The organism is Vibrio sp. V31_P5A7T61 (assembly GCF_009904895.1).
GTDB lineage: Bacteria > Pseudomonadota > Gammaproteobacteria > Enterobacterales > Vibrionaceae > Vibrio > Vibrio metschnikovii.
The window spans coordinates 146871-158882 of sequence record NZ_WXWI01000012.1; the positions used below are offsets into that span (position 1 = coordinate 146871).

At 43.7% G+C, this 12012-nt stretch carries 8 protein-coding genes and 2 pseudogenes; 5 read left to right on the forward strand and 5 right to left on the reverse strand.

What is annotated here, in order from left to right; translation table 11 throughout:
• Nucleotides 1-172: 172 nt before the first annotated feature.
• The 3 genes from CAG58_RS01745 (at nucleotide 173) to CAG58_RS01755 (ending at nucleotide 3617) form a co-directional block, all read left to right on the forward strand.
• Complete coding sequence (locus CAG58_RS01745; protein WP_161426192.1) at nucleotides 173-796, forward strand: helix-turn-helix domain-containing protein; 624 nt, start codon at nucleotides 173-175, stop codon at nucleotides 794-796.
• 239 nt (nucleotides 797-1035) lie between these two features.
• Nucleotides 1036-2169 carry a glycine cleavage system aminomethyltransferase GcvT gene (gene gcvT, locus CAG58_RS01750; protein WP_158137269.1) on the forward strand — a complete coding sequence of 378 codons (1134 nt, stop codon included), beginning with the start codon at nucleotides 1036-1038 and terminating at the stop codon, nucleotides 2167-2169.
• Between the two features lie 341 nt (nucleotides 2170-2510).
• Complete coding sequence (locus CAG58_RS01755; RefSeq protein ID WP_161425277.1) at nucleotides 2511-3617, forward strand: S1 family peptidase; 1107 nt, start codon at nucleotides 2511-2513, stop codon at nucleotides 3615-3617.
• A gap of 5 nt (nucleotides 3618-3622) precedes the next feature.
• Here the strand turns inward: CAG58_RS01755 and CAG58_RS01760 are convergent, their stop codons facing one another.
• Both CAG58_RS01760 and CAG58_RS01765 read right to left on the reverse strand, forming a co-directional pair.
• Nucleotides 3623-5320 carry an EAL domain-containing protein gene (locus tag CAG58_RS01760; RefSeq protein ID WP_154171164.1) on the reverse strand — a complete coding sequence of 566 codons (1698 nt, stop codon included), beginning with the start codon at nucleotides 5318-5320 and terminating at the stop codon, nucleotides 3623-3625.
• Nucleotides 5321-5586: 266 nt separating this feature from the next.
• Nucleotides 5587-6891, reverse strand: a complete 1305-nt coding sequence (locus tag CAG58_RS01765) for an inosine/guanosine kinase (RefSeq protein ID WP_158137271.1) — start codon at nucleotides 6889-6891, stop codon at nucleotides 5587-5589.
• Between CAG58_RS01765 and CAG58_RS16790 the strand changes: the two genes are divergently transcribed.
• Nucleotides 6890-7222 carry a hypothetical protein gene (locus CAG58_RS16790; RefSeq protein WP_202598170.1) on the forward strand — a complete coding sequence of 111 codons (333 nt, stop codon included), beginning with the start codon at nucleotides 6890-6892 and terminating at the stop codon, nucleotides 7220-7222. The genes CAG58_RS01765 and CAG58_RS16790 overlap by 2 nt on opposite strands.
• Nucleotides 7223-7396: 174 nt before the next feature.
• Here the strand turns inward: CAG58_RS16790 and CAG58_RS01770 are convergent.
• The 3 genes and pseudogenes from CAG58_RS01770 to CAG58_RS01780 form a co-directional block, all read right to left on the reverse strand.
• Nucleotides 7397-8384: pseudogene (locus CAG58_RS01770) on the reverse strand (hypothetical protein).
• Between the two features lie 2 nt (nucleotides 8385-8386).
• Nucleotides 8387-10105 carry a restriction endonuclease subunit S gene (locus tag CAG58_RS01775; protein ID WP_161425276.1) on the reverse strand — a complete coding sequence of 573 codons (1719 nt, stop codon included), beginning with the start codon at nucleotides 10103-10105 and terminating at the stop codon, nucleotides 8387-8389.
• Nucleotides 10105-10824, reverse strand: a pseudogene (locus tag CAG58_RS01780) (N-6 DNA methylase); the annotation flags it as partial. The pseudogene CAG58_RS01780 and the gene CAG58_RS01775, both read right to left, overlap by 1 nt.
• A 207-nt stretch (nucleotides 10825-11031) precedes the next feature.
• On the opposite strand from CAG58_RS01780, the gene CAG58_RS01785 reads away from it, so the two are divergent.
• Nucleotides 11032-11994: an IS110 family transposase gene (locus tag CAG58_RS01785; RefSeq protein WP_161425384.1), complete on the forward strand. Its 963-nt coding sequence runs from the start codon at nucleotides 11032-11034 to the stop codon at nucleotides 11992-11994.
• The last annotated feature ends 18 nt before the right edge of the window (nucleotides 11995-12012 follow it).

Sequence of the window (12012 nt, forward strand, 5' to 3'; positions counted from 1 at the left end):
TTGGTAACATACCCCTTGCCAAATCAACAATCAATTAAAAATTTCCTATAGGAAACAAGAGTGCTGTTTTTGCTACTTAAAGCACGCTTTACTTGCGAGTGACTCTTTTTTCTGTGTTAGGCTTGATGCACAATGATACTTATTGATAGCGGTTCACTACAGGATAATAAGCATGACAGAGCCCATTCATGATGAGTATCCATCCATGACATTAGCTAAAGAAGATCGCTCAGAAAACATCGAGCCACTCAAATTAGGGCCACGCATTAAGCAAGTTAGAGCGAATTTGGGAATTACCCTAGAAGAGGCGAGTCAGAGAACGGGATTGGCTCGCTCTACCTTAAGTAAAATAGAGAACGAGCAGATTTCGCCGACCTTCCAAGCGATGCAAAAACTCGCGCATGGATTGCAAATCGATATGCCTCAACTCTTTGCCCCACCAAAGAAAATTATCGCTACTGGTCGTCGAGATATTACTCGTAGTGGACTAGGGAAACCACATCCAACGCCTACTTATGAACATGAGCTATTGGCAACACAGTTGACCAATAAAAAAATGATGCCGTTCAAAAGCACCATCCGCGCTCGAGATTTTAGCGATTATCCCGATTGGGTAAGGCATGACGGTGAAGAGTTCCTGCTAATTTTGAGCGGTGAGGTGCTGTTCTATAGTGAGTTTTATGAGCCAGTGCCTCTTAGCGAAGGCGATAGTGTCTATTATGATGCGACGATGGGGCATATGTTAGTGTCTGTTAGTGAGCAAGACGCCTTGATTTTATGGGTTACGGCAAAGTAACGGACCTGTCGGTTGAAGCCATTTTGTTGCAAAGACGGATAAGTAAATTGTGATCTAAGTGTTAATTCTCGCAGCGTGTCTTGGCTGCAACTTGTTCGGCAATCAAAATAAGCGCATGCTTGTTTTTCTTGTTTATTATTGGAAACTTAAGCCAAACACTTGAGCGTGATGATATGGCTATCAAGAGAGCGCTCAATCAACTGGCGGCTTGATCGGCAACTCGCCACATGGAGAAAACAATGACGCAACAACCCCACTCAAATTCGCTACTGACTACTCCTTTGCATGCTGTGCACGTTGAATTAGGCGCAAAAATGGTCCCTTTTGCTGGGTATGATATGCCGGTTCAATACCCGCTCGGTGTTAAAAAAGAGCATTTACATACGCGTCAAGCGGCTGGATTGTTTGATGTTTCACACATGGGACAATTGCGTTTGCATGGTGTTGATGCGGCCGCGGCTTTAGAGCGTTTAGTTCCGGTTGATGTCATCGATTTACCGGTTGGTAAGCAGCGTTATGCGATTTTCACCAATCCACAAGGTGGTATTTTAGATGATTTGATGGTGGCCAACTTAGGCGATCATCTTTTTTTAGTGGTTAATGCAGCCTGTAAAGCACAGGATATAGCCCATTTAACCGCGCATTTGCCTGCTGGGGTCCACTTGGAAGTCATTGAAGACAGAGCACTACTTGCTCTGCAAGGTCCAAAGGCGGCTCAGATATTGGCTCAGTGGCAACCTGCGGTAGCAGATATGCGTTTTATGGATATCCAAACTTTAGCGATCAACGGCATTGAATGCATTGTCAGCCGTAGTGGGTATACAGGAGAAGACGGCTTTGAAATCTCCGTACCTGCTGATAAAGCTGTCGCGTTTGCACAAGCATTAGCGGAGCATTCCGATGTCGAGTGGATAGGCCTTGGAGCTCGTGATTCGCTACGTTTAGAGTGTGGCCTGTGTTTGTATGGTCATGATTTGGACGAAACCACCACGCCAGTAGAAGCCAGTCTGCTTTGGGCGATACAACCCGTGCGCCGGATCGGTGGCGAACGGGCTGGCGGGTTTCCCGGTGCTGAAATTATTCTAAAACAGATAGAGAGCAAACAGGTTGATCGTAAGCGAGTGGGATTAGTGGGGCAAACTAAAGCGCCTGTTCGGGAAGGAACAGAGTTGTTCGATTCTGATGGTAATAAAGTGGGTATCGTTACCAGTGGAACCGTCGGGCCGACAGCGGAGCAGCCTATTTCAATGGGATATGTTCGAGCGGATCTCGCGGTGATTGGTCATGAGTTGTTTGCTGAAGTCCGTGGTAAAATGCTGCCGATGACGATTGAGAAGATGCCATTCGTCCCCCAACGCTATTATCGAGGATAGCGAATTATTTACTTATCTCTTCTCGATTAATGTTAGGAATAGAGCAGTACGACCATGCTGCTTTATTCTTCTTTTCGCTCAAAGGTCTTAATTTTTCAATGACTCACTCGGTAATTGTTTGCAAAATACCACGAGTCTAATGGTTTTCTTTTCTCTTTCCTTCTTACAATTTGAATTGCTAATTCGGTTGGATCAGTTCGCCGATTCTAATCTTATTATTGACCTCTGTTTATCGAGGTTGATGACGCACTATTCACTTGCTGTATCAAGTTTTTTGGGTTGATTCCGTTATCTAGAACTACACTTTAACTATCTTACTTAGCTAAATATATGAGGTGTCTATGATAAAGAAACCCATTCAGATGGTTATTTTATGCCTCACGCTATTAATGAGCCCCATGGTTTTTGCTGATCTGACATCACGTATCGTTAATGGTAAACCGACGACGATTACCACTTATCCTTCATTCGTTAGCTTGTTTTATGATCGTATTGAATATGATCGTCGCTACAGTCCGGCGAGTTTTTGTGGTGGAACTTTGCTTGACGATCGACACGTATTAACTGCAGCGCACTGTTTGTTTGATGGAAGAGGATCGTTAGATATTCCATGGTTACTGTTTACGGTAGCGACTCAAGTTGATAATGAATCGGATTTTCCTAATGGTAATATCACCACAGTACGTGGCGAAGCGTTTTTCTATCATCCCAATTACGATGATTCCGTTAACTCATTATGGGCGAACGATATCGCGATCATCCGTTTAGAGCGAGGGCTAAATGGGCAAGGGTTTGTGAATCGACCAACGAGCCAAGCTTATCGACTTGGATTTAATGGTCGTGATGATGACGATAATGACGGTATTTTTGAAGCGGTGGGTCACGGTAATACGCGTTCAGGATTTGATGAAGACGACCGATTACTGTTTACCACTATGCAGTATGTATCGAATGCTCGTTGTCAGTTGGATATTACGCCGTTCGCGTTAGCGCTAAATCCACATCATCTCTGTTTTAAAGGGGACGGCATTAATCCTGATAGCCGTCTTGCTAATGGAACTTGTCAAGGGGATTCGGGAGGTCCTATCTACTGGAATAATGCGGGTCATTTGGTGCAAGTGGGCATCACAAGTTTTGGCCCCGCGGAATGTGGCGTAGGTTTTCCACAATCACAGGTTACCTCCGTATTTACGGAGATTTATGGTTATCGTCAATGGATAGATCAAGTATTAAATGGACAGCTGACGGCCAACTATATCGTTACAGAAGAGGCGCGTTTAGCATTTTTAGCGGGGAGTGATAATTCATCGGTTTCTCCTGCGCCCATTGCTGCAGACTCAGGAAGTATTGCGTCGCCTAATGCTTCGGGAGGTGGTGCTATTGATGGCTTGATCAGCGCTGTACTATTACTTTTAGGGTACGCACGTTATCAGCAAAAGAGGAAGTGATAGGTTTAATTGAGTAGGGTATAGCGGCTGGCGGTGGCTAAAGAAAGAGGTTTCGAGAACCAGTAACCTTGTAGATAGTTGACGCCCATTTGGCAAAATTTTTGCTGCATTGCGCTGTTTTCTATCCCTTCAATCACAATATCCATGCCTCTTGAGCGGCATAGCTGCACAATAAATCGTAAGTACTCTTCAGAGGCGGCATTCGTCAGTGTCTTCAAAGCCATTGTTCGATCAATTTTGATTTGATTTAGGGGCAAATCAAAGAAGCTATAAATGGAACTTAAGCCAGCGCCAAAATCATCCAGTGACAGTTGAAACCCCATCTTACTGAGTGTATTCAGTTGATTTAAAGCATGTCGGTTGCCGTCCAATATCACGGTTTCGGTCAGCTCGAGCACGATGGATGAAGGGCAGACGCCAGCGGCATCAGCCATCATTTTGATATTGGCTGGAAAATTGCTGTTGAGCAGTTGCAAAACAGACACATTGACGTTCACTCGCGTACTTGAACCATGCTGAACATGGTAACGATGAATAAACTGACAAGCTTTTTCAAAGACTTGATAGCCTAACTCGGTGATCAGTCCCTTTTTTTCCGCTACCGGAATAAACTCATCTGGATAGATCTCACCAAACTCTGACGACCGCCAACGAACTAAAGCTTCAAAGCTGGCGACTTTACCGGTTTGCGCATGAATGATGGGTTGAAATTTAACCGACAAAGAGTGATGACATAACGCTTCTTTTAAACCGCGTTCAATAAAAAAGTAGCGATCCACCGTATGCTGAGTTTTCCCTGCGTAAATCTCGATTCTTGAGCGACTTTTTTCTCCCGCGTATTGACAGGTTTGTGCCGCAATATTGAGAATTTGTACCGCGCTGAGTTGATCCGAAAAATGCGGTAAAACACCAATGTTCATTCGGTCACCCAATAGGTGACCTTGCTCTTGAGCAGAGTGAGAGTAACGCTCAAGAATCGATTGACACAATAGAGGTAAATCTTGGTCTGACACGGATTCGCGTAATAAAATAGCAAAATCGTCGGAACGTACGCGATACAGTGTCGAGTGGTGATGAATCAGATTACTTAACGCATTATGCATATGATGAAGAATATGTTGAATGACTTCAGCGCTGTACTGATTTAGGTAGGATTTAATATCTTCAATTTGAATATATATCAGTGTCGCTGGCGATGCAGCACGTTTAGCATCATCAATGTCTCGCAGTAACTTTGTGGTATTCGGCATACCAGAAACCACATCATAAAATGCGGCTTGTTGCAGAAAAGACGTCATCTTTTTTTGTTCAGAAATATCTCGATGACTGCCGACCATAAACATTTCACCGTTTTCGACTTTAGTTACTGCAGTACCCAGTAACCAGATATAGCGACCATCAACGGTTTTTGCGCGATATTCAGTGGTGACTCGACTTTCCTGATTAAGATGACCATCGACGCGTTGTTCTAGTGCCATCCTATCGAGTGGGTGAACCAACGCCATCCAATTTTCTAAACCAATAGTGGCCGAATTAAAGCCAAACTGCTGATAAAAGCTCGGATTATAAAAAGTCATGGTTCCATATCGGTCCATATGGAAAATACCTTCACTAAAGATATCGAAGATATGAATCAAACGCTGTTGGTGACGACTGAGAAGTGAATGAGGCGGTTCGATAGTGTTTTCTTCTGTCAACAACATGCCAGTACACCTGATCTTAATATTGTTATCCGTAACCTACTATAACGTGTCGTTCAGTAGCGCTCAATTAACAATGTGTATTATCAGTCAGTTATAAGTCAAATTTGTGATAATTAAGGAAATCTCGATGAGTTTTCTTGAGTTTAAGAAGATGATGCTCGATTCGATAAAATTGACCACAGCTAGGTTGAGCCCGGCTGTGGTCAAAAGTGATGACGTCTCTTCAGTCATCGTTTTATGTCATGCACGAAGGTGGGTTAGAGAGATTAACGATCCCAATACGCTTCTTCTAAACTGTCTTCACGTTCAGGTAATGAACTCGATAGACGAGGTGAGTGCTGTGTTAAAACTTCATAGCTAACTCGGTTGGCATAACGGCAAACCTGCGAAAGAGATGAATACGTTAGATAAGGTAACGCATGTTTTGCTGAGTTAGGCACATTGTTTTGATGATAGCGGTTCGCTGCCATATCATGCAGCAAAGCGGACAGAGCACCATCACCAGCGCCATTGGTATTTTTGATTTCTAATGGGCCACCTAAATAGGGGCCAATATGCGAATAGACTTTTACTGGCTGTTGACAATCTTCCTTACGCATCGCGCGGCTAAATTCATAGCGGTTAAATTCAGGAATGTTACCAGGCAGTAGTGGTAGTTCAGTATCACGTTTTGCTGAATCATCAACATAACCTGCCATGTATAATCCAACAGGGCCAGCAGTGCACAATACTAAATCCACCCAATCTAAGGCTTTATTGGCAGCTAAGAGCGGATCTTTCTCTCCGGTTAAGGCTTCCCCTTCTTCTTCATTCATCGCTAAGACGGTGACATGTTGCTTAAGATATTCTTGCCACCAAGTTTGATTACCTTCGATGACGTATTTTGTCCCCAAGGTCAATACCACGGGTACATGATGAGCCTTGGCTAATCCAATAGCTCGTTGTACCGCTTGTGGCATCGGATCTTCGGCTTTACCACGCATCAGATAAGAAGAGACGACCAATGCAGAAGCTTTAGCAAAGACTTCTTCAGGAATACTCTCGGCGCGCAGCTTATTCATATGCCCTTCGTTAATCGCAAACGTTCGTTCACCATCTTCTGAGATCAAGGTATAGCAACGACCGATTGGACCATCCACCGTTTGTAGATGGTTTAGATTCATGCGTGAAGAGGTTTGACATAAATATCGATAGGCGTAAGAGCTCACTTCGATATTTTTAGACATGACACCCAGTAAGACAGATTTACTATCGGCGAGCACAGAATAGTTGTGCAGCGTATTACCAATGGTATCACCCGGGTATAAATGGGTAATGAGTTTGCGTTCGATCAGTTCTTCGTAAAGAGCGTCGGCTTGACTCTCTTCTAAAACCAGCGAGTGGCCTTTGCTTAATTGATATTTGGCTAAAAAAGCATCATCTACTCTGGCTTCAATATCAACAATCGTTTGCCCAACACCAACCACAGTTGGATGACGAAGCTTAGGCGTTTGTTGTATTTGGTTTACAAGTGGATCACGGGCGTGAATAGGGAAGTAGTGTTTCGATTTGCGTTGTCCGGGAAACTTCATGTCCAGAGTCATTGGTAAGGAAAAGTTTCGCGGATATTATCACAAAAAAATGAAACAATTTATAATATTTACATTATTGCGATGTTCGCTCAGGAGAGAGGGACCAAGCTTGTTTGCGATGGTTGCTCTTATTGGTGATAAAACCATCGCTAAAGTTTATCTATCTCTAAGGAGTCGTATGAGCCACGGGGGGTTGAGTAGATTGGTCACTGTTATAGATGTTGAAACACCTATGAACAATGTTCTACCCGATCAACTAAAAACAGTGGAACAGATAGAGTCTAAGCTCAAAGGGTATGTATTGCCTTATCTCACGCTAGCTTTTAAATAACACCTGTTTTGATGTGAGCAACCATCTCGATAGTGCACTGAACTGTACTCGGAACAATGTTCTTATCCTAATCTTAAAATAGTAAAGATTGGGTATTTGATTAACAAATAAAAATGCTTCGAGGAGAACGATGTTCTACTCAAAGCTTGTTACTTGCGACTTTGGGTAGCTGAATCAGTCTGCTTTTTCTACAACCATGCCACTTTGCTCTGCAAAGTGAATCAATCGAGTGATATTGCTGAGGCTCCACTGGTTGGTGATGGCTATCACCTCGTCGTTAGGCAGCGTAATCAGCGCGTCTTCATCGCTGTGGAAACGGCGAATTCTACCTTGAGGAATTTGTTCCGCTAGGATGGCAATGCGTCGTCTTACGGGGTCGTTAAATGCGTTGAGTACATCATTCAAGCTTTGTGGCTGATGCTTCTCGATCCAGTCCGTGACTAACGCGAGCGCGAGGTGACGCTTTTTATAGGTATGGCCGTTATAGCGGTACTCAGAGTAATCTTTTTCGCCTTTTTGAACGCTGCTCGGCACGCTTCTCGCGGAACTTCACCTGGTACTCTTCCACCTCGGGTACAGGGATGATCTGTTCAGCATTGATCAGTACATCTTCTTTGTAGCGATAGGGCGTGAGGCGCACACAACTGATATCGATGCCTTTGTCACGCAACCACAAGACGGAAGTGGTGAGTTCTTTACCGAAGTCTGCTGAGGCCAAAACGATTCGAACATCGTTACCAAAGTCATCTAAGCTGTTTTCATCAAGATCGACAAACTCCAGAATGGCTTCGCGAGCATCAGTCTCTTGGCCTTCTTTCTTAAGGTACTGGGCATAGTAGTCACACGCTTTGTCGAACGTCATGGTAGAGATCATTGCGGCATAGCGTAGCGCTTGCAGTTCCATATGCGCACCGATTTCATCCCGCTTTAGCTCGATGACGACTAAGTTGGCATTTTTATCGATGGCTAGAAGGTCTATACGGCGACGACTGTCTTCCCAGTCTGAAAACTCCTCTGATATCACCAAACAATCAGGAGCGATGGCATCTATACAGCCTTTCAGCGCTTCTTGTAAATCGTGCCTTTCTTGCAGCCCTTCGGCTGCAAAGGTGGTCGGTGTCAGTGCGGTGAGGTTTTTATTGGCGATATTGTATAGACTCATGGTTATACTGCCTGTTCAACAATGGTGTCGGTAAGTTCTACCTTTGTGGTGTGGGAATCTATTAACCGCATTTTTAGCTGCTCACAAATGGTTTCCAGCTCCTCAATTTTTGCTACGATCAAATCTTGCTCTTGTATTGGTGGGAGAGGTATTGGTAGTAATCTCGCTTTCTTAATACCAAAAACACCATGAGTACTATTTGTTTTTTGTTCACCAAGAACCTGATAAAGAGTCGGGCTATTGAGGTATAACGCTAAAAATTTAGGAGTTACATGCTCATTTTTGGGTTGAATCAGTATTAAATTTGCCGACAGGCAATAATCAAACGGTTTTGGCAGAAAGAATGGTTTTCCTAATGTACCAATCTTTCCAAATACGAAATCACCTACTCTTAACGTATATCGTTCACGGTGTTCCTCTAATACATTCCCACCAACTTTTCGAGCATTGTTGAAGTCTATACCACTGTTATGGTCGATATCTGTATAGCCAATATACGGAACACCCCCTTCTACTTTGGGAGGAGTTCTATGGCTAGGCTGAGGATCTATGAAGTCAGCAATCTCATCTCCTCGACACCACTCCCACCCACTAGGCAGTTCAAACGGCTTTTCATCTTCAGCAATCGGCGGCAGTGCTTTTTCTTCCGCTATTCTTTTCAGTAACTCAGCAGCAGGCTCATCATCTGGATTTTGTGGAACCAACTTACCCATTACCGCCAGTTGTAAGATGGTTTGTTTAAGCTGGTCGATACTCTCTTCAGTAGTGAATAAGGTATCGAAATGCTCACTGATTCGCGCCCAGTTTTGCATTAACTCATCAGCATCGGCGGAGTTGGTGAGTGTGTTCAACAGATTCGTTACCAGCACTTGATGCGCTTCGATACTAGCTTCAGTTTGTTGCTCTAGCTGGTCGCAGAGTGTCATTAGCTCATCGACTTTGGCGACGATACGTTTCTGCTGATTGAATGGTGGTACAATAAACAACAACTGCTTTAACGCCGTCGCGTTTACATTAGGTTGTCCTGTTCCAGCAGAGTTTTCAATCAGTTGCTTCCAGTACAACTGGCTTCCTAAAAATACCTTAGTAAATGGCGCATAGACTGCTTGAACTCTTTTTACACGTATCAAATATGATGCAAAGACGGCTTGTAAGTCGATATTTTCAACAAGATATGACTTGCCTATAGTGCCACCTGTCCTAGCAATTAAAATATCATCATTTTCAAGTAAGTAAGATTTAGCTTTTTCTTCAGTAATATCACAAGCAGGGACTGTCTCCCAGTTCACCTTATCATTCTGAATGTCAGTAATTCTAAGAAGTCTGACTCCTTCCGAATTGGGTTTTGCTGAAGCTGTATACCCATAGTGAATATCACTACTTAAATTGCCAAGCCTCGTCCATTCCCAACCCTTTGGAACATTAAATGGAGCTTCTTGTTCAGTAACTTCAGGAAGAGCTGTTTGTTTCTTAATCTTCTTCTCTTTCACCAACTGTGCTTTTTCAGCAGCAATACGCTCAAGCAACACTGAAGCAGGCTCATCATTAGGATTTTGAGGAACAAGCTTTCCTCGCACCGCTAACTCTAAGATCAGCTCACGCAGCTTTTTAACGCCATACAGTTCTAGCTTCTTACTGCTGCCGCGACCAGAGGTCGATCTGGTCTTTTCTGCCGACGTCCAAATATCAATATGCTCGGTGATCAGGTTTTCGACTGCCATTATTGTTCTCCAGCTTGCTTTTTACCTTGAATGGTAGAGCTAAGCGCATCTCCGAGAATGCCTTTCAGTTGGTCACGCAGTGATTTGATGTCTTGTTGCTGCTGCTGATAGCTCGCCAGTAACTCTTCAGGATCATGGCTGACGACTTCGTCCTGATGCGGGTTTTTAATATCAAGGTTAAAGTTGCGCTCGATAATATCTTCAATCGACACTTTCCAAGCTTGCTTGGTCTCGATACGGCTAGCGAACCCATCGGCCTCGTTACCCCACCAATCAATCTCTTGTTGGAACTCCTCAAACTTCATCGGTTTGGTTTTGCTGTAGTTCTTTACGCCTTCTGGGTAAGGGTGCTCATAGAACCACACGTCTTTGGTCGGTTTGCCTTTGGTAAAGAACAGAATGTTGGTCTTAATGCCCGTGTACGGGTTGAACACGCCATTAGGTAAGCGAACAATCGTGTGCAGGTTACACTCTTCCGTCAGCATCTTTTTGATTTTGGTTTTTACGCCTTCACCAAACAAGGTGCCATCAGGCAACACCACACCAGCGCGACCATCTTTATCCAATACTTCGACAATAAGCTGCAAGAACAGATCGGCGGTTTCACGAGTTTGCATTTCGGCAGGGAAGTTCTTTTCAATCCCATCTTCTTCTGTGCCGCCAAACGGTGGGTTAGTCGCAATCACATTGATATTGCTGTCCCAGTTTGAAAGCGGCTTGTATGGATAATAACTAACGAATCAGGGTAAAGTGAGACCCAGACTTTAGCTGCAACTAAAGTTCTCTATCTGATAGTTCGATTGAAGTGTGGCTCCTCTATCGAGAGACCGATAACAAGAGCGAACGTCAGATAGAACTCCAAGCACCACACTCGAATAGTCTTCTGGGTCTCGAACCCGCATTTAGCAAGCAAGAGTTAGCTTATTATGAATACAAATACACTGCAAAACATTAATGTCGGCGTTGATACCGGCAAGTCACAATTAGATATCTATATCCGTCCTCTCGATATCTATTTTAATGTCTCCAATGATGAAAAAGGCATTAAACAAGCCATCAAAACCATTAAAAAGTACCACCCTGAACGTATTGTCATCGAAGCCACCGGACGCTTAGAAATGCCATTCATCTTAGCCTGCGATAACGCTAAGTTACCCTATGTCATTGCTAATCCATTACATATCAAAAAGTTCTCCGGCGCCCTTGGACATCGAGCTAAAAATGACCGCTTAGATGCCGCTCTTATTGCCCATTACGCGGAAGCGATTAAACCGAAACTCACACAATTGAAAAGTGAAAACATTCGTTTAATGAGTGACTTAGTGACAAGACGCAACCAGTTATTGACCATGCAAACCATGGAAAAGAACCGCTCTCAAATCATGCCTAAGACTGTTGCGTCATCGATTAAATCCCTACTTACCATGCTCAAAAAACAGATAGAAAATATTGAAACTAGAATCGAAAAACTCATCGAGACATGCCCTGATTACCAAGCAAAAAATGAGCTATTACAGAGCGTACCTGGCATCGGAAAAATTGCGGCAGCCTCCATCATCAGTAACGTACCTGAGCTGGGCTACATCACCAACAAACAAGCGGCTTCATTAATCGGTGTCGCTCCCATTACTCGAGAAAGCGGTAGTTATAAAGGCAAGAGAATGATCAAAGGCGGACGCATGCAAGTCAGGACGGTTTTGTACATGGCCATGATGTCTGCAATGCAATGTAATCCTGTTTTTAAACAGCACTATCAAAAGTTATTAGCGGCAGGCAAACCTAAAAAAGTAGCGATCATTGCTTGCGTCAGAAAGATGGTAGTTATCCTAAATTCTATGCTCAGAGACGGCTGCATGTGGGATGTAAACAGCGCCAAAATTAACTCTTGACGCCATAGTCTCTTGTTA